Below are 19,638 nucleotides of genomic sequence, written 5' to 3'. Positions count from 1 at the left end.
ATGGAGCACGGCAAGAAGGCCGCCGATGCCGCGCTGGAGGCGGCGCGGCTGCGGTTCCGGCCCATCGTCATGACATCGCTGGCCTTCGTGCTGGGCGTGGTGCCGCTGGTGCTGGCCACGGGGGCCGGCGCGGCCGCTCGGCAGTCGATGGGGACCGGGGTGTTTGGGGGCATGCTGGTGGCCACCTTCGTGGCCCCGATCTTCGTGCCGCTGTTCTTTGCGTTGCTGGCGCGCAAGCCGCGGCCGCAGCACACCCACACCCCGGCCGAGACCGAGGAGTTGCCGGTATGACGACGTTTTGCTCGCGCGATGGCGCCTTGCGCCGACCGGCGGATGGTGCAGTCATGGTGCGCAAGGCACCGGGGGCTGTCCGGCCGGGTGCTGGGTTGGCCGCCTGGCTGGCCGTGGGGGCCTTGGCCGGCTGCGCCGTCGGCCCCGACTACCAGCGTCCGCAGGTCGCGCTGCCGGCGCAGTATCCGCAGGCGCTGGACGATGCGGTCCCAGCCCAGACCCCGGCAGCGGCGACGGTGGCGCCCGATTGGTGGACGCAGTTTGGCGACCAGCGGCTGACGCACCTGGTCGAGCGCGCGCTGGCCCACAACGCCGACATCCTTCAGGCGGTGGCCCGGGTGGAGCAGGCCGAGGCCCTGGGGATGCAGGCCGACGCCGCCCGCTGGCCCGCGGTGGAGGCGCAAGGCAGCGCCACGCGCAGCCGCACCAGCGCCACCACCGGACAAGCGGGGGGCGGCAGCACCGTCGATCGGCAGCGGCTGGCGTTGTCCACCGGATTCGAGCTGGATGTTTGGGGGCGGCTGCGCCGCGCGTCGGAGGCCGCCCGGGCCGAGGTGCTGGCCAGCCGCTACGCGCAAGAGGTGGTGCGGCAGACCGTCGCAGGGCTGGTGGCGCAGGGCGAGTTTGCCCTGCGTACGCTGGACGAACAGATCGCCCTGACGCGTGAGACCCTGCGCACCCGCGAGGAGTCGCTGCGGCTGCTGCGGTTGCGCCTGGAGCATGGGCTGGGCAGCCGGCTCGAGATTGCGCAGGCCGAGGGCGCACGCGCCGAGGCGGCCGTTCAATTGAGTGAGCTGCAGCGCCAGCGCGCCGAGGTCCAGGCCCAACTGGCGCTGCTGGTGGGCGAACCTGGCCTGGTGCTGGATGCGGCCCCTGTGCGCGACCTGCCGCGGCCGCCCGTGCCACCGGCCGGGCTGCCCTCAGCCTTGTTGGAGCGGCGCCCGGACGTGCGCCAGGCCGAACAACAGCTCGTGGCGGCGCAGGCCCAGATCGGCGTCGCCAGGGCCGCGCTGTTCCCCTCGATTGCCTTGACTGGACTGGCGGGGGGCGAGAGCGCGGCGCTGTCCGACCTGCTGCGTGGCGCATCGCGCATCTGGACGCTGGGGGTGGCGCTGGACTGGCCGATTTTCGACGCCGGACTGCGGCGCGCGCGGGTGGAGCAGGCCGAGGCCCGCCAGCGCGAGGCGCTGGCCGCTTACCAGGGAGCCGTACAGGCGGCGTTCAAGGACGTCGCCCAGGCGCTGGCCAATCTGCGCGCGGCGCGCGAGTCGGAGCCCGAGGTGCTGGCCGCCGCCCGAGCGACCGATCAGGCGCTGGACTTGGCGCGCCGGCGCTTCGATGCCGGCTATGTGGGGCATTTGGAGCTGCTGGACGCGCAGCGTAACGCCCACGCTGCCCAACTGCAGGTGCTGTCCAATCGCCGGGCGCAGCTGGCGGCGACGGTGGAGGTGTTCAAAGCCCTGGGCGGCGGCTGGACGCCGCCGGATGCCCCGGCCATGGCGGCGCGCTGACCCGCGAGCCCCGGTCTGGGTGCTGCCCGGGGGCACCCTTTGATCCCCCCGTTTGGTCCCCCGTTCAGTGCGCCGTGCTGGCGCGGATTTCGTCGATGGTCGTGAGGCCCTGCAGCACCTTCAGGATCCCGTCCTGGCGCAAGGTGCGAAAGTGCCCCTGCGCCACGGCCGTGTGTTGCAGCGCCTCGGATGGGGCCTTGGTCTGGATCAGACGGCGTAAGGCGGCGTCGATGGTCAGCAGTTCGTGGATACCGGTGCGTCCCTTGTAGCCGCTGTGGTCGCACGCGGGGCAGCCCACCGGGCGGCCGAGTTGGGGTGTCTCGCCCTCCCCGAGGTGGGTGCGCCATTCCGCCCGCACCGCCTCGGCCGGGGGACGCAGATCCTCGGGGAAGGCGTGCCGGTAGTCCTGGAGTAGCTCCTCCAGCTCCGCGTCGGTGGCGGGCTCCCGCCGCATGCACTGGGGACACAGGCGGCGCACCAGCCGCTGCGCCAGCACCGCCACCAGCGAGTCGGCAAAGTTGAACGGATCCATGCCCATGTCCAGCAGCCGCACCACGGTTTCTGCCGCGCTGTTGGTGTGCAGGGTGGACAGCACCAGGTGGCCGGTGAGCGACGCCTCGATGGCCATCTGCGCCGTTTCCTCGTCGCGGATTTCGCCGACCATGATGACGTCTGGATCCGCCCGCAGCAGGGCCCGCAGCGCCTTGCCAAACGTCCAATCGATGCGCGGGTTGATCTGGATCTGGCGCAGGTCGGGGTTGGCGATCTCGATCGGGTCCTCCGCCGTCCAGATCTTGCGGTCCGGGGTGTTGATGTGCTGCAGCAGCGAGTGCAGCGTGGTCGTCTTGCCCGAGCCCGTCGGCCCGACGCACAGCACCATGCCGTGCGGCCGTTGCACGGCCTGCAGCAGCTGCGCGTGGTTCTCGCGGGTCAGCCCCAGTTCATCCACGGCCACCGGTTTGGCCGACGACAGGATGCGCAGCACCACGTCCTCGGCCCCGCCATAGGTGGGGATGGTGGCCACGCGCAGCTCCAGCCGGTGCTGCGGCGAGAATTTGGCGAAGTCGATCTTGCCGTCTTGCGGCTTGCGGCGCTCGGAGATGTCGAGGTCGCACATGATCTTGAGGCGCGCGACCAGCGCCGCTCGGTAGGTGGGGGGCAGCTCCATGTAGGGGCGCAGGCGCCCGTCTTTGCGCAGGCGGATGCGCACCTTGCGCCGGTTGGGGTGGGTCTCGATGTGGATGTCCGACGCCCCCTGCTGGTGGGCCTCGATGATGATGGTGTTGATCAGGCGCACCAGCGAGTTGTCGGACTGCTCGACCGGGGCTTGGGCATCGGCATCGTCCTCGGCGCCCAGCTCCAACGACTCGAGCAGTTGTTCGGAGGACGTTTCGCCCGCGCTGGGGGCGTCGGCCACTGGGGGCGCACCGGCGTCCAGACCGAAGCGCGCGTAGGCCTCGCTGATGGTGCGGTTGTCGAGCGTGCTGCTGGAGAGGACCGGCACCACTTTGCACTGCAGCAAAAACTCCAGCTCGTCGATGGTGGCGCGGCGCGAGGGGTCTTCGGCCGCGATGATGAGTGTGCCGGCGCGCCACAGCAGCGGCACGATGCGCAACTTGCGCGCGGTGGCCAGGGGCACCCGACGCAGCACGTCGGCATCGATGGGAAACTGCTTCAGATCGACGACCGGGTAGCCCATCTTGCGCGCCAGCGCCACGCGCAACTGCTCGCGCGTGAGCTGGCCGCTTCGCACCAGCAGTTCGCCCAGGGGGACGCTGCGCTCCTTTTTCTGCTTCTCCAACGCCTCCTGCAGTTGGTCTGGGCTGATGAAGCCGAGCGCCGTCAGCGCCTCGCCGATGCGCACCAGCGGCATGCGGTGCTGCTCCTCCAGCGCCATGAGCAGCTGCTCGGGCTTGACGACCTCCTTGATCACCAGATAGTCGCCCAGTTTGCGCTGGCGCATGGCCTCCTGTTCGCGGGCGGCGATTTCCACCTGCTCCGGGGTGAGGGCCTGCTGCTCCACCAGCACGCGGCCGATGGCCTCGCCGACGTGCAGTTCGCGGTAGGCCTCGCGCGGCAGGAAGGTCCGCCGCACGCGATCATCGTCGTCGATGGGCTCGAACAGAAAGACCCCGGCCTCCGATTCCACCTGCCCGATGGTGACCCCCTCGCGCGTGGAGCCGTCCGCGAGCGTGAGGCGGTAGGGCAGGCGGGGCCGGTAGCGCACCAGAGCCTCGAAGGTGCTGTCCGGCGGCTGGGTATCGGTCAGCTCCACGGGCGCCAGCGGCTCGGTCAGCGTGAGGCGTCGGAACATGTCGAAGCGCAGCGGCATGACCGTGCGCGACGGCGGCACCTGGATGTGCGCGACACGGCGCTCGGGCTCCAGCGCGACCAACAGGCAGGTCCGGGTCTGGCCGTTGACGCCTTCCACCTCGCAGGCCTGGGGCTGGTCCGCCGCGTCGGTGCCGCCGTAGCCGATGTAAGGCGGCGTGGGCCAGCGCAGCGGGGGCAGGGGCTTGCCGTCGGCGGCGGTCGGGTGGGGGGCAGGGTCGGCCGAGGCGGCGGCAAACATGGGGGCTGCGTCGTGGTCAAGGCGGTGCGAGCGATTATGGCGGCATTCCCGCTGCGGCGGGACGGTACTGCAGCGCTTCGGCCACATGTGCCGGCTCCACCTGCGGACAGCCCGCCAAGTCTGCAATGGTGCGCGCCACACGCAGCGCGCGGTGCGTGGCGCGGCCGGACCAGCCCAGCCGGGCGGCCGCCTGTTGCAGCAGTCGGCGTGCGGCCTCGTCGGCTGCGGCATGGCGCAACAGCGCATCGCCCTGCAAGGCGTGGTTGGGATGGCCCTGGCGCGCCTGGGCCCGGTCGCGGGCGGCCCGCACCCGCTCGCGCACGGCGGCCGAGGGCTCGCCCGCGGGCGCGGACAGCAAAACGTCGGGTGGCAGCGCCGGAACCTCGACCTGCAAATCGATGCGGTCGAGCAGCGGGCCACTGAGCCGGTTGCGGTAGCGCTGAATTTGATCCGGCGTGCAGCGGCAGGCGCGCGTGGTCGATCCCAGGTAGCCGCAGGGGCAGGGGTTCATGGCGGCCACGAGCTGAAAGCGTGCCGGATATTCAACCTGCCGCGCGGCGCGCGACAGGCGCACCGTACCGGTTTCCAGCGGCTCGCGCAGGGCCTCGAGCGCGCCCCGCGCAAACTCCGGCAGTTCGTCCAGAAACAGCACCCCGTGGTGGGCGAGCGAAATCTCGCCGGGCCTCGGTGGCGAGCCGCCGCCGACCAGCGCCGCCGCGCTGGCGCTGTGGTGCGGGGCGGCCATCGGGCGCCGGCGCCAGGCCTCGGGCCGAAACCGCCCCACCAGCGAGGCAATCGCGGCGGTCTCCAGCGCCTCCTCGTCGCTCAGCGGGGGCAGCAGACCCGCCAGCCGATGCGCCAGCATGGACTTGCCGGTGCCCGGTGGACCAGACAGCAACAGGCTGTGGCCGCCTGCGGCGGCAATCTCCAGGGCGCGGCGGGCTGCCGCCTGCCCTTTGATGTCCGCGAGATCCGGGTCGGCGGTGTCGTCGTGCACCGATGTGGTGCATGGCGCGGCCCGCTGCCACCCCAACCCGGTGCCATCCGCCGCGGCGGAGCCGGCCGCCGGATAGCGCCGCACCACGTCGAGCAAATGCGCCACCCGATAGACCGTCACGCCGGGGACGAGCGCGGCCTCCTCCGCGCTCGCAGCGGGCAGGACCAGCGAGGCCTCGGCGGCACCGCGGGCCGTCTCGGTGCGCAGCGCCAATGCCATGGGCAGCGCCCCCCGGACGGGGCGCAAGGCACCGCTGAGGGACAGCTCACCCGCAAATTCGTGGGTGGCCAGGGCCTGCGGATCGAGTTGGCCGCTGGCCGCCAGGATGCCCAGGGCGATGGGCAGATCGAGGCGACCGGACTCCTTGGGCAGGTCGGCAGGTGCCAGGTTGACCGTGATGCGGCGGGAGGAGGGCCACTCCAGCCCGCTGTTCTGGATGGCGGAGCGTACGCGCTCGCGCGCCTCTTTCACCTCGGTGTCGGCCAGCCCCACGAGGGTGAAGCTGGGCAGGCCGTTGGCCAGATGCACCTCGACGTGCACCGGCTGCGCCGCAAGCCCCACGAGGGTGCGGCTGCGCACCACGCACAAGCCCATGGTCGGTCGTCCTCCCTGTCCGTTCGATTGCCGTTCGCCGACATGATGCCACGCCATGGGGGGCAGGTGGGCACTCGGTGGTTGGCACGGCTTGTGCTTGACGGATTGCGGAGCCAAGCAGCAAGGCGAGCAACCCCAAGGAAAGGACAGCCATGAAACTGGTCACCGCCATCATCAAGCCCTTCAAGCTGGACGAGGTGCGCGAGGCGCTCTCGGCCATCGGTGTGCAGGGCATCACCGTCACTGAGGTCAAAGGCTTCGGCCGCCAGAAAGGCCACACGGAGCTGTACCGCGGCGCGGAGTACGTGGTCGACTTCCTGCCCAAGGTCAAGGTCGAGGCGGCCGTGGCCGACACCCTCGTCGATCGGGTGGTGGAGGCCATCGAAGGGGCCGCCCGCACCGGCAAGATCGGCGACGGCAAGATTTTTGTCTTCCCGATCGAGCAGGTCATCCGCATCCGCACCGGCGAGACCGGCGCCGACGCGCTCTGATTTCACTGAACCCTCACGTTCCCAAAGCCTCAAGGGGATTCCCATGAAAAAACTGCTGATGAGCCTGTGTCTGGGCCTCGGACTGATGTGGGGCGGCGCTGCGCTGGCCCAGACGGCCGAGGCGCCCAAAGATGCGCCGGTGGCCGCCCAGGCCGCGCCGGCCGATGGCGCGGCGGCCGCACCGGCGGCTGCGGAGGCGGCTCCCGCCGCGGCCGGCGCGGCAGCGGCCTCGCCGACGGTGGACAAGGGCGACGTGGCCTGGATGATGACCTCCACGCTGCTGGTCATCATGATGGTCATTCCGGGCCTGGCGCTGTTCTACGGCGGCCTGGTGCGCAGCAAGAACATGCTGTCGGTGCTGATGCAGGTGATGATGGTGTTTTCGCTGATCAGCGTGCTGTGGGCGATCTACGGCTACAGCCTCGCGTTCGGCGGCGAGGGGGCCATCATCGGGTCACTCGACAAGGTGTTCCTGATGGGGGTGACGACCGCGTCGCTGGCGGACACCTTTACCGAGAACGTCAAGATCCCCGAGCTGATCTTCGTCGCGTTCCAGGCGACGTTTGCGGGTATCACCTGCGCGCTGATCGTGGGCTCGTTCGCGGAGCGCATCAAGTTCGGCGCCGTGCTGCTGTTCAGCGCGATCTGGTTCACCTTCAGCTACCTGCCGATCGCGCACATGGTCTGGGGCCCGGGCGGCTACCTGCTCGGCAAGGGCGCGCTGGACTTTGCCGGCGGCACCGTGGTGCACATCAACGCCGCGATGGCGGGCCTGGTGGGCGCCTACATGCTGGGCAAGCGCATTGGCTACGGCCGCGAGGCGATGCCGCCGCACAGCCTGACGCTGACCATGGTGGGTGCCTCGCTGCTGTGGGTGGGCTGGTTCGGCTTCAACGCCGGCTCCAACCTGGAGTCCACCGCCGGCGCGGCGCTGGCCTTCCTGAACACGCTGCTGGCCACGGCCGCCGCGGTGCTGGCCTGGTCGATCGGCGAAGCGCTGCACAAGGGCAAAGCGTCGATGCTGGGCGCGGCCTCGGGTGCGGTGGCAGGCCTGGTGGCCATCACCCCGGCGTGCGGTTCGGTGGGCCCGATGGGCGCGATCGTGATCGGGCTGGTGGCGGGCTTCCTGTGCCTGTGGGGCGTGACGGGCCTGAAGAAGATGCTGGGCGCGGACGATTCGCTGGACGTGTTCGGCGTGCACGGGGTGGGCGGCATCGTCGGCGCGCTGCTGACCGGGGTGTTTGCCGCACCGGGCCTGGGCGGCACCGGGGCCGAGGACTTCAGCATCGCGCACCAGCTCTGGGTGCAGGCCGAAGGCGTGATCATCACCATCGTGTGGTCGTCGGTCGTGGCCGTGATCGCCTACAAGATCGTGGACATGATCCTGGGCCTGCGCGTGACCGAAGAGGAAGAGCGCGAGGGTCTGGATATCACCAGCCACGGCGAGTCGGCCTACAACCGCTGATCGGTTTCGTATCGCCAAACACCCATCGTCTTTGGGGGTTGGGCCCGGGTTGCCGCAGGCGCCCGGGCCTTTTTTGTGCGCGCGACACGGGGCGTCGAGGGCCGCCGGCGACAATCGGGGGGATGGAATGGCTGATCTTGACGAGCGCCTCGCTGCTGGCGGGCTTTGTGGATTCCATCGTGGGCGGCGGCGGGCTGATTCTGGTGCCTGCGCTGTTTGCGGTGTTCCCGCATGCGCCGCCGGCGACCTTGCTGGGCACCAACAAAAGCGCTTCGGTCTGGGGCACGGCAACGGCCACTTGGCGCTATGCGCGGCGGGTGCAGATGCGCTGGTCGGCGCTGCTGCCCGCGGCGGCCGTTTGCCTGGTCTGTGCCTGGCTGGGTGCGTGGGTGGTGACGCAGGTTTCGGCGGAGCTGCTGCGGCGGGCCTTGCCGTTCATCTTGGGGGCCGTGCTGCTCTATACCCTGGCCAAAAAGGATTTGGGCCTCCATCACCGGCCCCGTTATGCCGGCCGGGCCGAAACGCTGGCCGCCTGTGCGGTGGGCGGCACCATCGGGTTCTATGACGGCTTCTTCGGCCCGGGCACGGGAAGCTTCTTCGTGTTTTTGTTCGTGCGCTGGCTGGGCTACGATTTTTTGAGCGCCAGCGCCTCGGCCAAGCTGCTCAACACCACGTCCAACGTGGCGGCGGTGGCGCTGTTCGCCTGGAAGGGGCACGTCTGGTGGCATTACGGTCTGGCCATGGCCGCCGCCAACGTGGCCGGCAGCCTGCTGGGGACGCGGCTGGCGCTCAAGCACGGCACGGGCTTCGTGCGCGGGGTGTTCATCGCCGTGGTCGCTGCCCTGATTGCCAAAACCACCTGGGACGCTTACGGCGCCGTGCCGTGATCCGCGGGCGGCCAGGGCACGTCCTGGATGCGGCGCGGCACGCCGATGGGCGCGGCACTCTGGCCCCGTTGCGTGGCGGCGATGTCCTCCTCGCTCGGGTACAGGCCCAGCAGCAGATAGTCGAAGACCCGGCGCGCGATCGGGGCGGCATGGGCTGCACCAAAGCCGGCGTTTTCCACGATGGCGGCAAGCGCCACCCGCGGGGACTCGGCCGGCGCGAAGGCGACGTACAGCGAGTGGTCGCGCTGAAATTCGGCGAGCCGGCGGGCGTCGTACTTCTCGCGCTGACCGATGGTGACGGCCTGCGCCGTGCCCGTCTTGCCGCCGCTGCGGTACGGCGCGCCGGCGAATACCCGCGCCGACGTGCCTTCGGTGGTCACGGCGGCCATGGCGTCCAGCACGGTTTGCACATGCGCAGGCCGGTAGCCCAGCGGCCGGCCCGGCGGCTGCACCCGCGACGAGGTCACGCCCCCGTCCGGGCCGGGGGCGAGCGTCTCCAGCACGACGTGCGGCGTCTGCCGCGTCCCCCCGCTGGCCAGCGCGGCCATGGCGGTGGCCAGTTGCAGCATCGTGAAGCTGTTGTAGCCCTGGCCGATGCCGAGCGAGATCGTTTCGCCCGGGTGCCAGCGCTGCTGCTCGGCCGTGCGATAGGTGGCGCGCTTCCACGCCGGGCTGGGCAGGATGCCGCGCACCTCGCCGGGCAGGTCGATGCCGGTGAGCTGCCCAAAGCCCAGCGGCGCCATGAAGTCGTGGATGGCCTGCACGCCCATCTCGTGCGCCAGCGTGTAGTAGTAGACGTTGCTGGACAGGACGATGCTGCGGCGCAGGTCCACCATGCCCAGCGCATGCTCGCCATGGCTGCGGAAGCGGTGGTTGCCCAGCATCCAGTAGCCGGGGTCGTGGATGGCGGTCTGGGGCGTGCGCAGGCCCAGCTCCAGCGCCGCCAGCGCCATGAACGGCTTGTAGGTGGAGCCGGGCGGGTAGGTGCCGCGCAGCGCGCGGTTGAGCAGCGGGCGATCCAGCGATTCGTTGAGCGCGCGCCAGTTGTCGACGTCGATGCCATCGACGAACAGGTTGGGGTCGAAGCTGGGCATGCTGACCAGGGCCAGCACCTCACCGGTCTGGGTGTCCAGCGCCACCAGGGCCCCGCGGCGCTCGCCGTACAGCCGCTCGATCAAATGCTGCAGGCGCACGTCGATGGACAGCCGCACGGTTTCGCCTGCCTGGGGGGGGGTCACGTCCAGGCGGCGCACGGCGCGTCCCGACGCGGAGGTCTCCACCCGCTCGAACCCGGTGCGGCCGTGCAGCCGCTCCTCCTGCGCCAGCTCCACGCCCAGCTTGCCGATGTGCGTGCTGCCCCGGTAGTTGGCCACCTTGTCCTCGGGCCAGTCGTCCATCGCCTCGCGGTCGCGCTGGCTGATGCGGCCGATGTAGCCCAGCACATGCGCCGCCGTCGGGCCCAGGGGGTAGCGTCGCAACTGCCGCGCCTGGATTTCCACGCCCGGCAGCATCCACAGGCGGGCGGCGATCCGGGCCATTTCCTCCTCGCTCAGGCGGGTTTTGAGCGGGATCGAATCGAAGCGTTTGGATTCTGCGAGCAGGCGGCGAAAGCGCTGCACGTCGCGCGGTGTGATCGAGACCCATTCGCTCAGACGCTCGATCGTGCCGTCCAGATCCGGGGTGCGGGCGGGCACGATTTCCAGTGCATAAACGGGCAGGTTTTCCGCCAGCACGATGCCGTTGCGGTCGACGATGCGCCCGCGTGGCGGGGTGATGGGCAGCACCGCCGTGCGGTTGCCCTCGGCCTGGGCGGCGTAGCGTTCGTGCTCGCGGATCTGCAGATGCCACGCGCGCAGCGCCAGCAGACCGAACGCCCCCAGCACCGCCGCCAGCGCCACCCACGCGCGCCAGCGAAAGCGCGCGATGCGGATATCGGCGTCTTGGTACTCGGTCATCGCCGGTCGCAGGGGGTGAGGGTGAGCGAGGTCAGAGGGGACGGGTCTCGTCCGGGTCGTGCGCGCGGCGCTGCGGGGCCAGCAGGACCCAGGTCGCGGGTATCCACAACGCGGCCGTCAGCAACGGGGCGAGCCAGGCCAGCGCAGGGGGGGCGCCGTGGCCGGCGAGCAGCCGCACCAGCGCCTGCACACCAAAGGCCGCCCCAAACAGCGGCAGCACATGCAGCGTCTGGCCGCGCAGATCGAACCACAGCACCCGCCGGTGCAGCGTCACCGCCAGATAGCCCATGGCGGTGTAGGCCAGCGCATGCTGGCCCAGCAACACCCCTTGGTGCACATCCACGCACAGTCCGGCGACGAACGCCACACCCACGCCGATGCGCAGCGGCTGGTGGATGGTCCAAAACACCAGCACCAGCGCCACCCAGTCCGGCAGCCATGCCGCGGCCGTGAGCTGTCCCTGCAGCACCAGCAGCACAAACGCCGCGGCGAGCGACCCCCAGATGAAGGCCGGGTTGGCTGGCAGCAGCAGCGCCTGACCGCGTGGCAGGATCATGGATGGCGCTCCGTCGTCGGCGCTGGCGCCTCTCCCTGCGCGGGCTGCAGCACCAGCACGTGCAGCGCGTCGCGCATGCGGGCGGCGGGCTGGGCCAGTACCTGGGCAAAGCCCTCGCGTCCTTCGGCGCTGACCGTGCTGACCGTCGCCACCGGCAGACCCGGCGGGTACAGGCCATCGATGCCGCTGGTCACCAGCGCGTCCCCTGCTCGGGTGGCCGTCTGCACCGGCACGAAGCGCAGGCTCAGCCCCGGCTCGTCGCGGCTGCCGTTGCCATACGCCAGATAGCGCTCGCCGGTGCGGGTGTTGAGCACGGGGATGGCGAGCTGGCGGTGGGCCAGCAGCGTCACTTCGCTGGTGCCGGGATAGACGCGCGTGACCTGTCCCAGCACGCCAAAGCCGTCCATCACCGGCGCTCCCTCGCGCACACCTTGCAGCGCGCCGCGGTCGATCACCACCGCGGGCACGTAGGGGTCCGGCAATGCATACAGGATCTCGGCCCCCTGCGCCGATGGCGAGACGCGCTCGCGCAGGCCGAGCAGCCGCCGCAGCTCGCGGTTTTCCTGGGCCAGGTGTTCGACCAAGCCGGCGCGCTCGGCCTGCTGCGCAAGCTGCGCGCGCGCCTCGCTGGCGTCGCGCTGAGCGGCCTGCAGCGACGCCAAGTGCTGCCCCACCCACTGCACGGCGCGCACGGGTTGCAGCGCCAGCCACTGCACCGGGTACAGCACCGTCGCCACCCCTGCACGCAACGGAGCCGCCCAGCGCAGCCGGGCGTCCACCACCATCAGCAGCACCGCCAGGGCGCTCAGGACGAGCAGCTTCGTCAGGGCCGGCGTGCCCTGCTTGAAAAACGGGGGCGGCGTGCGGTCGACGGTGCCCAGCGGCATGGCGGATGGCTAAGCGGCGGTCGGCGACGGGGGCCGCGAGCGGTCCGTCACTCGCTGGTGAAGATGCTGTGGCCCAACCGGTCCATCTGCTCCAGCGCCATGCCGCAGCCGCGCACCACGCAGGTCAGCGGGTCCTCGGCCACGAACACCGGCAGGCCGGTTTCCTCATTGAGCAGGCGGTCCAGGTCGCGCAGCAGCGCGCCGCCGCCGGTCAGCATCATGCCGCGGTCGGCGATGTCGGCGCCCAGCTCCGGCGGGGTCTGTTCCAGCGCAGTCTTGACGGCGCTGACGATGTTGTTGATGGGGTCGGTCAGTGCCTCCAGCACCTCGTTGGAGCTGATCGTGAAGCTGCGCGGCACGCCCTCGGAGAGGTTGCGGCCTTTGACCTCCATCTCCTTGACCTCGGAGCCGGGAAAGGCGCTGCCGATGGTCTTCTTGATCGACTCGGCGGTGGGCTCACCGATCAGCATGCCGTAGTTGCGGCGGATGTAGTTGATGATGGCCTCGTCGAACTTGTCGCCGCCGACGCGCACGCTGCCCTTGTAGACCATACCGCCCAGGCTGATGACGCCGACCTCGGTGGTGCCGCCGCCGATGTCCACCACCATCGAGCCGGCCGCATCCGCCACCGGCAACCCGGCGCCGATCGCCGCGGCCATCGGTTCCTCGATCAGGTAGACCTCCGAGGCGCCGGCGCCCAGTGCCGACTCGCGGATGGCGCGCCGCTCCACCTGCGTGGAGCCGCACGGCACGCAGATGATGATGCGCGGGCTCGGTTTGAGCATCGAGCGCGGATGCACCATCTTGATGAACTGCTTGAGCATCTGCTCAGTGACGGTGAAGTCGGCGATCACGCCGTCCTTCATCGGGCGGATGGCCTCGATGTTGCCTGGCACCTTGCCGAGCATGGCCTTGGCGGCTTTGCCGACGGCTTGGATGGTCTTTTTGCCGGTGGGGCCGCCCTCGTGGCGGATCGCCACCACCGAAGGTTCGTCGAGCACGATGCCCTTGCCGCGCACATAGATGAGCGTGTTGGCCGTGCCCAGGTCGATGGCAAGGTCGGTCGAAAAATGCCGACGCAGGGATTCGAACATGGTGTGTGAGGTCCTGTGCAGCCTGCCTGCAAGGGGTGGGCGCCAGGAAGCGGGCAGGCCGTATCGCGAAACCCGGGATAATACCGCAAGGCACTTCTTACCCGCTTTATCCACGCGCCGCGTTACACCATGTCACTGACCCTACAGGATGTCGACCGCCTCGCGCATTTGGCGCGGCTGGCGCTCGACGGCCCGACGGCCGAGCGCATGCTCGGCCAGCTCAATGCGTTTTTCGACATCGTCGAGCAGATGAAAGCCGTGGACACCACGGGCGTCGTGCCGCTCGCGCACCCGGTGGAGGTGTTCACCGACGTGGCGCTGCGGTTGCGCGACGACGTCGTGAGCGAGCCCGACCGCCGCGAAGCCAACCAGGCGAGCGCCCCCGCCGTCGAGGACGGCCTGTACCTCGTGCCCCGGGTGATCGAATGAGCATGGAACTGCACCAGATGGGCGTGGCCGAGCTGGCGGCCGCGCTGGCCGCGGGCCGTGTCTCGAGCGTCGAAGCCACCCAGGCACTGCTGCAGCGCGTGCGCGCGCACGAGGGGCTGGGTGCGTTCCTGGCCGTGGACGAGGCGGCCAGTCTCGCCCAGGCGCGCCAAGCCGACGAGCGGCGCGCGCGCGGCGAGCACACCCCGCTGCTGGGTGTGCCGATTGCGCACAAGGACGTCTTCGTCACGCGCGACTTCCCGACCACGGCGGGCAGCCGCATGTTGGCCGGCTACCGCAGCCCGTTCGATGCCACCGTGGTGGCCCGGCTGGGCGGGGGCGCCGACGGGCACCCCGGGGCCGGCGCGGTGACGCTGGGCAAGCTCAACTGCGACGAGTTCGCCATGGGCTCGGGCAACGACAACTCCGCTTTCGGTCCGGCGCGCAACCCCTGGGATCCTGCGCGCGTGCCCGGGGGGTCGTCCGGTGGTTCTGCCGCCGCGGTGGCCGCGCGCCTGGTGCCGGGCGCGACGGGCACGGACACGGGCGGCTCGATCCGCCAGCCGGCCGCATTTTGTGGCGTCACCGGCATCAAGCCGACGTACGGCCGCTGCTCGCGCTACGGCATGGTGGCCTATGCCTCCAGCCTGGATCAGGCCGGGCCGATCGCGCGCTCGGCGCTGGACTGTGCGCTGCTGCTGTCGGCCATGGCCGGGCCCGACCCGGATCGAGATTCCACCAGTCTGGACCGCCCGGCCGAGGACTACACCCGTGGACTGGACGAGCCGTTGCCCGGGGCCAGCGCGGGCCGCCCGCTGCAGGGGCTGCGCATCGGTCTGCCGACGGAGTTTTTTGGTGCCGGCTGCAGCGCCGATGTGCAGACCGCCGTGCGCGCTGCGCTGGCGGAGTTCGAGCGCCTGGGCGCCACGCTGGTGGACGTCAGCCTGCCGCGCACCGAACTGGCCATCCCGGCCTACTACATCATCGCCCCGGCCGAGGCCAGCTCCAACCTCGGCCGCTACGACGGGGTGCGCTACGGTCACCGCGCGGCCGAGTACACCGATTTGCTCGACATGTACCGTCGCTCGCGCAGCGAGGGGTTCGGGGCCGAGGTGCAGCGCCGCATCCTCATCGGCACCTATGTGCTCTCCCATGGCTACTACGACGCCTACTACCTCAAGGCGCAGCAGATACGGCGTCTGATCGCGGAGGACTTCCTGCGCGCTTTCGAGCAATGCGACCTGATCGCCGGGCCGGTGGCGCCCACCGTCGCCTGGGCCATCGGCGACAAGGCGGACGATCCGCTGTCGGCCTACCTGGCCGACATCTACACCCTGCCGGCGTCGCTGGCGGGGTTGCCGGGCATGAGCGTGCCTGCCGGCTTTGGCGCGGGCGGTCTGCCGGTGGGCCTGCAGCTCATCGGTCCGCACCTGGCCGAGTCGCGCCTGCTGCACGCGGCCCATCAGTTCCAGCGCGCAACCGACTGGCACACCCGTGCCCCGGCCAGCATCACCCTCCCGCGTCAGGCCTGATCCATGACCAGCGCATCGTTTCTCGTTCAGGGCTACGAGGTCGTCATCGGCTTCGAGACCCATGCCCAGCTCGCCACCCGCAGCAAAATCTTCAGCCGCGCCGCCACGGCCTTTGGCGCCGCGCCCAACACCCAGGCCTGCGCCGTCGATCTGGCGCTGCCGGGCACGCTGCCGGTGATGAACCGCGCCGCCGTCGAGTGCGCGATCCGCTTCGGACTGGCGGTCGGGGCGCATGTCGCGCCGCGCAGCGTGTTCGCGCGCAAAAACTACTTCTACCCGGATCTGCCCAAGGGCTACCAGATCAGCCAGTACGAAATCCCGGTGGTGCAGGGCGGGGCGATCGAGTTTTACCTGGGCGACGAGCGGCGCACCGTGCGCCTGGTGCGCGCCCATCTGGAGGAGGACGCGGGCAAGTCGCTGCACGAGGACTTCCACGGCATGAGCGGCATCGACCTCAACCGCGCCGGCACCCCCTTGCTGGAGATCGTGACCGAGCCCGACATCCGCTCCAGCGCCGAGGCCGTGGCCTACGCCAAGGAATTGCACAAGATCGTCACCTGGATCGGCATCTGCGACGGCAACATGCAGGAGGGGTCGTTCCGCTGCGACGCCAATGTGTCCGTGCGCAAGCCCGGCCAGCCGCTGGGCACGCGGCGCGAGATCAAGAACCTCAACAGCTTCAAATTCATGCAGCAGGCCATCGACTACGAGGTCCGCTGGCAGATCGAGCAACTGGAGGACGGTCACGCCATCGAGCAAGCCACGGTGCTGTTCGACCCCGACACGGGCGAGACGCGCGCCATGCGCACCAAGGAGGATGCGGCCGACTACCGCTACTTCCCCGACCCGGACCTGCCGCCCCTGGTGATCCCCGCCGAGTGGGTAGCGCGCGTGCAGTCCGAGATGCCCGAGCTGCCGCGGGCGATGGCCGAGCGCCTGGTGCGCGAGCACGGTCTGCCCGACTACGATGCCACCACCTTGACCCAGAGCCCGGCCATGGCGGCCTACTTCGAGGCCACGGTGCGCGCCGGCGCCGCGCCCAAGGCCGCGAGCAACTGGATCATGGGCGAGGTCTCGCGCCGACTCAATGCGGCGGAGATCGGCATCGAGTCTTGCCCGGTGGCGCCCGTGCTGCTGGGGGCGCTGCTGCAACGCGTCAGCGACGGCACGGTGTCCAACAATGCGGCCAAGCAGGTGTTCGATGCGCTGTGGGCCGAACCGGGCGACGGGCTCGACGGGCCGTCGGCCATGGCCCGGGTGGATGCGGTCATCGCGGCCAAGGGCCTGCGGCAGATGAACGACACCGGCGCGCTGGAGGCGATCATCGCCCAGGTGATCGCTGCCAACGAGAAGAACGTGGCCGAATACCGCGCGGGCAAGGACAAAGCCTTCAACGCGCTGGTCGGGCAGGTGATGAAAGCCACTCAGGGCAAGGCCAATCCGCAGCAGGTCAACGAACTGCTCAAGCGCGCGCTGGGGTGACGCCCGGCTCGCGCTGCCCGCCGCCCCCGGCGGGGGTCAGCGGGTGACGGCGGGTGCGGCACCCCGCGCTGATCCGTCCGCTGCGGGCGCGGCCCACAACCGGCGCAGCGTGCGCAGTTCGGCGTCGTAGCGTTCTTCGATGCGGGTCTTCTCCCGCTCCTGATCGGCCAGGAACTGCGCCTGCAGTTGCCGCTGCTCGGCGTTTTGGGCCAGGCGCTGCTTGAGCGCCGGCGGTGCGCTGTGCGGGTCGCGGCGGTAGAACTCCAGTTCCTCGTCCAGCCGTTGCTTTTCGCGCTCGAGCTGCGCGGTGTGCTGCCGGGCGCTGTCGATGACGGCCTGCACCTGCTGCAAGGCGGTGGCGCGGGCGCGTTGATGCGCAGCCTCGTCCGGGTAGCGCGTCAGCAGCAGTTGTTCGCGCCGGCGTTCTTCCGCTGCGCGTGCGGCGGCCTCGGCCTCGCTGCGCTGACGTGCGGCCTCGCGCTCGCGCTCGCGCTCCTCGGGCGTGGGCGGGGGCGGGATGACCCGCCGCACTGTGCCGGTCGGGGTCAACTCGCGTTGCACGCGGTCGCGGCATTCGGCAATCGGCCGGTCCGACGACAGCAGCCGGCCTTGGGCATCGATACAGGTGTAAATGGTTCCGTTGGCGGGCCGAGGCGCGGTGCTTTGCGCCCATGTCGTGCACGGCAACCCCAACGCCACGGCCGCGGCGATCAACCAACGGCGGGATGCGCGGACATGGACCGGGCGGGACGGACAGGGCATGGGCATGATCGGCGGGCGGGGTGCTACCCCGTTGTCGTTGTGTAAACGGGTGAAAGGGGCCGATCCCGCCGACGGCGCACCGGATCACGCCACGCCGTATCGCGCGCGGTAGGCCTGCACCCGTTCTCGGTGGGCCCGCACGGCAGAGTCGTCCTGCTGCAGCAGATATTGGAGCAAATCGTCCAACTTGGCAATGGCGTACACCGCCAGGCCCAGCTCGCGTTGCACATACTGTACGGCGCTGTAGGGCACGTCGCGCACGGTGCCGTCGGGGCCCACTTCGGTGGCCATCTCCTGCCGATCCAGCGCGATCGCCATGGCGTGCGGTGTGGCCCCCGCACCGTGGATGAGCGCGATCGACTCGCGCGCCGCGGTGCCCGCGCTCATCACGTCGTCGATGATGAGCACCCGACCGCGCAGCGGGGCGCCGACCAGCGTGCCGCCCTCGCCGTGGTCCTTGGCCTCTTTGCGGTTGAAGGCAAAGGGCTTGTTGTGGCCGCGCCGCGCCAACTCCACCGCCACCGCCGCAGCCAGCGGAATGCCCTTGTAGGCGGGGCCAAAGATCATGTCGAACGCCACGCCGCTGGCCAGAATGCGCTCGGCGTAATACTCCGCCAGCCGCCCGAGCTTGGCCCCATCGTCGAACAGGCCGGCATTGAAGAAATAGGGGCTCAGCCGCCCAGCTTTGGTCTTGAACTCGCCAAAGCGCAGCACACCGGCTTCCAGCGCAAATTGCACGAAGCGCTGGGCCAGCGGATCCGGGGAAAGGGAAGGGGTTGTCATCGCGAAGAACGGGTCAATGTCGGGGAGGGGTTGATCACAGGGCGCGCCACCAGGCGTAGCTGGCCATGCCCAGCGCCGTCAGCATCAGTGATCCCCCCACGTGCAGGGCGATGCCGGCCAGACCCCAGAGCAGCTTGCCGTCCTGCAGCAGCGAGGTCATTTCGATGGAAAAGCTGGAAAACGTCGTCAATCCGCCCAGCAGGCCCGTGACGGCGAACAGCCGCCATGCCGGCGCGATGTCCGGATGGTGCAAAAAGAACGCCGCCACCACCCCGATCGCATAGCCGCCGACCCAGTTGGCGGCCAGCGTGCCCAAGGGCAAGTGCGGCAGCACGGCGTTGAGCGCAAGCCCCAGCCACCAGCGCACGAGGGCCCCCACGCTGGCGCCGGCGGCAATGGCCAGAACCGAGGTGATCATCCGGGCATTATCCCACCGCGACGCTGCCCGCCACCCCTGCGGCCACATGCCCGGCCGGCACGTGCTCGGCGGCGCTGTGCACATGGCGTGTCTGGTCGTCGAAGAAAAAATCCGGCTCGAACTCGCGTAGGAACTCGCCTTTGGGCAGACCGCCCAGAAACAGCGCTTCGTCCACCTCGATGTGCCAGTCCATCAGCGTGCGAATGGCGCGCTCGTGCGCGGGGGCGCTGCGCGCCGTGACCAGTGCCGTGCGGATGCGCATGGTGTCGGTGCCCTCCTGCTGCAACCGGTGCAGCGCCTGCAGCAGCGGCTTGAAAGGGCCGCCCGGCAGGGGTTGCGCGGCCTTGGCGCTTTCGTGCGCCTGAAAGGCGTCCAAGCCCTGGGCCTGAAACACGCGCTCCGCCTCGTCCGAAAACAGCACCGCGTCGCCGTCGAACGCGATGCGCACCTCGTGCGGGTGTGCCTCCGACGCGCGTTGCGCGTGTGGATACACCTGCGCGGCCGGCACGCCCGCATCCAGCGCCGCGCGCACATCGTCCAGGTTGGCCGACAGGAACAGGTTGGCCCGCAATGGGCGCAGATAGCGCCACGGCGGCGCGCCGCGCGTGAACACGCCGCGCTGGATGGGCAGCCCGTAGTGCGTGGCGGAGCGAAACACCCGCATACCCGATACCGGGTCGTTGCGCGACAGGATCACCACCTCCACCCGCTGCGCCCGCGCGTCGTTGAAGCCCAGAAGCTTGCGCACCAGCGAAAACGCCACGCCCGGTGCGGCCGGCTGGTCCAGCCGCTGCAGTTGCAGTTGCATGTAGGCGCGGTCATCACCTTCTTCGAAGACGCGGTTTTCGGCCTCGAAGTCGAACAGTGCACGCGAGGAAATGGCGACGACGAGGCGGCCTTCGAGGGGGGAGGTCATGGGCATCCTGGCGCGGGTT

The 19,638-nt window shown here is 70.2% G+C and carries 18 protein-coding genes; 8 read left to right on the top strand and 10 right to left on the bottom strand.

The features are described from left to right. Positions 1-291, top strand: a 291-nt coding sequence (locus ACK4TH_RS03120; RefSeq protein ID WP_409622534.1) for an efflux RND transporter permease subunit, incomplete at its 5' end; no start/stop codon positions are given. Continuing rightward, positions 288-1,802: an efflux transporter outer membrane subunit gene (locus ACK4TH_RS03115; protein ID WP_409622531.1), complete on the top strand. Its 1,515-nt coding sequence runs from the start codon at positions 288-290 to the stop codon at positions 1,800-1,802. The genes ACK4TH_RS03120 and ACK4TH_RS03115, both read left to right, overlap by 4 nt. 64 nt (positions 1,803-1,866) lie before the next feature. Here ACK4TH_RS03115 and ACK4TH_RS03110 read toward each other — a convergent pair whose 3' ends face one another. Then, the gene (locus tag ACK4TH_RS03110) at positions 1,867-4,374 is read right to left on the bottom strand and encodes an ATPase, T2SS/T4P/T4SS family (RefSeq protein WP_409622528.1); all 2,508 of its coding nucleotides are present in this window, start codon (positions 4,372-4,374) and stop codon (positions 1,867-1,869) included. Between the two features lie 34 nt (positions 4,375-4,408). Then, the gene (locus ACK4TH_RS03105; RefSeq protein WP_409622525.1) at positions 4,409-5,965 is read right to left on the bottom strand and encodes a YifB family Mg chelatase-like AAA ATPase; all 1,557 of its coding nucleotides are present in this window, start codon (positions 5,963-5,965) and stop codon (positions 4,409-4,411) included. A gap of 152 nt (positions 5,966-6,117) precedes the next feature. Here ACK4TH_RS03105 and ACK4TH_RS03100 point away from each other — a divergent pair, with 152 nt between their 5' ends. From ACK4TH_RS03100 to ACK4TH_RS03090, 3 genes are all read left to right on the top strand, one after another. Beyond that, complete coding sequence (locus tag ACK4TH_RS03100) at positions 6,118-6,456, top strand: P-II family nitrogen regulator (RefSeq protein WP_068610594.1); 339 nt, start codon at positions 6,118-6,120, stop codon at positions 6,454-6,456. Between the two features lie 43 nt (positions 6,457-6,499). Continuing rightward, positions 6,500-7,921, top strand: a complete 1,422-nt coding sequence (locus ACK4TH_RS03095) for an ammonium transporter (protein WP_409622522.1) — start codon at positions 6,500-6,502, stop codon at positions 7,919-7,921. A 122-nt stretch (positions 7,922-8,043) separates the two neighbouring features. Beyond that, complete coding sequence (locus ACK4TH_RS03090; RefSeq protein WP_409622519.1) at positions 8,044-8,808, top strand: TSUP family transporter; 765 nt, start codon at positions 8,044-8,046, stop codon at positions 8,806-8,808. Here the strand turns inward: ACK4TH_RS03090 and mrdA are convergent. Genes mrdA through ACK4TH_RS03070 form a run of 4 tightly spaced genes read right to left on the bottom strand, consistent with a single transcriptional unit; the run spans position 8,790 to position 13,300 of the window. Beyond that, entirely contained in the window at positions 8,790-10,763 is a 1,974-nt protein-coding gene (mrdA, locus tag ACK4TH_RS03085) for a penicillin-binding protein 2 (RefSeq protein WP_409622516.1), read from the bottom strand. The two genes, ACK4TH_RS03090 and mrdA, sit on opposite strands and share 19 nt — an antisense overlap. Positions 10,764-10,794: 31 nt before the next feature. After that, positions 10,795-11,319, bottom strand: coding sequence for a rod shape-determining protein MreD (mreD, locus tag ACK4TH_RS03080; protein ID WP_409622513.1), 525 nt, complete (start codon positions 11,317-11,319; stop codon positions 10,795-10,797). Next, positions 11,316-12,206, bottom strand: coding sequence for a rod shape-determining protein MreC (mreC, locus tag ACK4TH_RS03075; RefSeq protein WP_409622510.1), 891 nt, complete (start codon positions 12,204-12,206; stop codon positions 11,316-11,318). The genes mreD and mreC overlap by 4 nt, the downstream gene beginning before the upstream one ends. Before the next feature lie 47 nt (positions 12,207-12,253). Beyond that, positions 12,254-13,300, bottom strand: coding sequence for a rod shape-determining protein (locus tag ACK4TH_RS03070; RefSeq protein ID WP_143969526.1), 1,047 nt, complete (start codon positions 13,298-13,300; stop codon positions 12,254-12,256). 129 nt (positions 13,301-13,429) lie between these two features. On the opposite strand from ACK4TH_RS03070, the gene gatC reads away from it, so the two are divergent. Genes gatC through gatB form a run of 3 tightly spaced genes read left to right on the top strand, consistent with a single transcriptional unit; the run spans position 13,430 to position 16,740 of the window. Then, on the top strand, positions 13,430-13,729 hold the full coding sequence (gatC, locus tag ACK4TH_RS03065) for an Asp-tRNA(Asn)/Glu-tRNA(Gln) amidotransferase subunit GatC (RefSeq protein WP_068610581.1): 300 nt from the start codon (positions 13,430-13,432) through the stop codon (positions 13,727-13,729). Continuing rightward, positions 13,726-15,258: an Asp-tRNA(Asn)/Glu-tRNA(Gln) amidotransferase subunit GatA gene (gene gatA, locus ACK4TH_RS03060; protein WP_409622505.1), complete on the top strand. Its 1,533-nt coding sequence runs from the start codon at positions 13,726-13,728 to the stop codon at positions 15,256-15,258. The genes gatC and gatA overlap by 4 nt, the downstream gene beginning before the upstream one ends. Before the next feature lie 3 nt (positions 15,259-15,261). After that, complete coding sequence (gatB, locus tag ACK4TH_RS03055; protein WP_409622502.1) at positions 15,262-16,740, top strand: Asp-tRNA(Asn)/Glu-tRNA(Gln) amidotransferase subunit GatB; 1,479 nt, start codon at positions 15,262-15,264, stop codon at positions 16,738-16,740. A gap of 36 nt (positions 16,741-16,776) precedes the next feature. Here the strand turns inward: gatB and ACK4TH_RS03050 are convergent, their stop codons facing one another. The 4 genes from ACK4TH_RS03050 to ACK4TH_RS03035 form a co-directional block, all read right to left on the bottom strand. Then, complete coding sequence (locus ACK4TH_RS03050; RefSeq protein WP_409622499.1) at positions 16,777-17,502, bottom strand: DUF4124 domain-containing protein; 726 nt, start codon at positions 17,500-17,502, stop codon at positions 16,777-16,779. Between the two features lie 84 nt (positions 17,503-17,586). Further along, a complete protein-coding gene (pyrE, locus tag ACK4TH_RS03045) occupies positions 17,587-18,285 on the bottom strand; it encodes an orotate phosphoribosyltransferase (protein ID WP_409622496.1) in 699 nt (232 codons plus the stop codon). 34 nt (positions 18,286-18,319) lie between these two features. Next, on the bottom strand, positions 18,320-18,703 hold the full coding sequence (crcB, locus tag ACK4TH_RS03040) for a fluoride efflux transporter CrcB (protein WP_409622493.1): 384 nt from the start codon (positions 18,701-18,703) through the stop codon (positions 18,320-18,322). Between the two features lie 7 nt (positions 18,704-18,710). Next, positions 18,711-19,619, bottom strand: a complete 909-nt coding sequence (locus ACK4TH_RS03035) for a 5'-nucleotidase (protein WP_409622490.1) — start codon at positions 19,617-19,619, stop codon at positions 18,711-18,713. Between the last annotated feature and the right edge of the window lie 19 nt (positions 19,620-19,638).

Origin of the sequence: Tepidimonas sp. (assembly GCF_046292505.1) — a bacterium.
GTDB lineage: Bacteria > Pseudomonadota > Gammaproteobacteria > Burkholderiales > Burkholderiaceae_C > Tepidimonas.
The sequence above is the reverse complement of the archived record's forward strand: the minus strand, read 5'-3'. Positions and strand labels throughout refer to the sequence as shown.

What these genes read in the sequence shown, in the direction of transcription:
- mreD (WP_409622513.1), bottom strand. Translation starts at nt 11,319, where the DNA reads ATGATCCTGCCACGCGGTCAGGCGCTGCTGCTGCCAGCCAACCCGGCC.
- ACK4TH_RS03035 (WP_409622490.1), bottom strand. Translation starts at nt 19,619, where the DNA reads ATGACCTCCCCCCTCGAAGGCCGCCTCGTCGTCGCCATTTCCTCGCGT.
- ACK4TH_RS03090 (WP_409622519.1), top strand. Translation starts at nt 8,044, where the DNA reads ATGGAATGGCTGATCTTGACGAGCGCCTCGCTGCTGGCGGGCTTTGTG.
- gatC (WP_068610581.1), top strand. Translation starts at nt 13,430, where the DNA reads ATGTCACTGACCCTACAGGATGTCGACCGCCTCGCGCATTTGGCGCGG.
- pyrE (WP_409622496.1), bottom strand. Translation starts at nt 18,285, where the DNA reads ATGACAACCCCTTCCCTTTCCCCGGATCCGCTGGCCCAGCGCTTCGTG.
- gatB (WP_409622502.1), top strand. Translation starts at nt 15,262, where the DNA reads ATGACCAGCGCATCGTTTCTCGTTCAGGGCTACGAGGTCGTCATCGGC.
- ACK4TH_RS03105 (WP_409622525.1), bottom strand. Translation starts at nt 5,965, where the DNA reads ATGGGCTTGTGCGTGGTGCGCAGCCGCACCCTCGTGGGGCTTGCGGCG.
- ACK4TH_RS03110 (WP_409622528.1), bottom strand. Translation starts at nt 4,374, where the DNA reads ATGTTTGCCGCCGCCTCGGCCGACCCTGCCCCCCACCCGACCGCCGCC.
- ACK4TH_RS03095 (WP_409622522.1), top strand. Translation starts at nt 6,500, where the DNA reads ATGAAAAAACTGCTGATGAGCCTGTGTCTGGGCCTCGGACTGATGTGG.
- ACK4TH_RS03070 (WP_143969526.1), bottom strand. Translation starts at nt 13,300, where the DNA reads ATGTTCGAATCCCTGCGTCGGCATTTTTCGACCGACCTTGCCATCGAC.
- mreC (WP_409622510.1), bottom strand. Translation starts at nt 12,206, where the DNA reads ATGCCGCTGGGCACCGTCGACCGCACGCCGCCCCCGTTTTTCAAGCAG.
- crcB (WP_409622493.1), bottom strand. Translation starts at nt 18,703, where the DNA reads ATGATCACCTCGGTTCTGGCCATTGCCGCCGGCGCCAGCGTGGGGGCC.
- ACK4TH_RS03050 (WP_409622499.1), bottom strand. Translation starts at nt 17,502, where the DNA reads ATGCCCTGTCCGTCCCGCCCGGTCCATGTCCGCGCATCCCGCCGTTGG.
- ACK4TH_RS03100 (WP_068610594.1), top strand. Translation starts at nt 6,118, where the DNA reads ATGAAACTGGTCACCGCCATCATCAAGCCCTTCAAGCTGGACGAGGTG.
- mrdA (WP_409622516.1), bottom strand. Translation starts at nt 10,763, where the DNA reads ATGACCGAGTACCAAGACGCCGATATCCGCATCGCGCGCTTTCGCTGG.
- gatA (WP_409622505.1), top strand. Translation starts at nt 13,726, where the DNA reads ATGAGCATGGAACTGCACCAGATGGGCGTGGCCGAGCTGGCGGCCGCG.
- ACK4TH_RS03115 (WP_409622531.1), top strand. Translation starts at nt 288, where the DNA reads ATGACGACGTTTTGCTCGCGCGATGGCGCCTTGCGCCGACCGGCGGAT.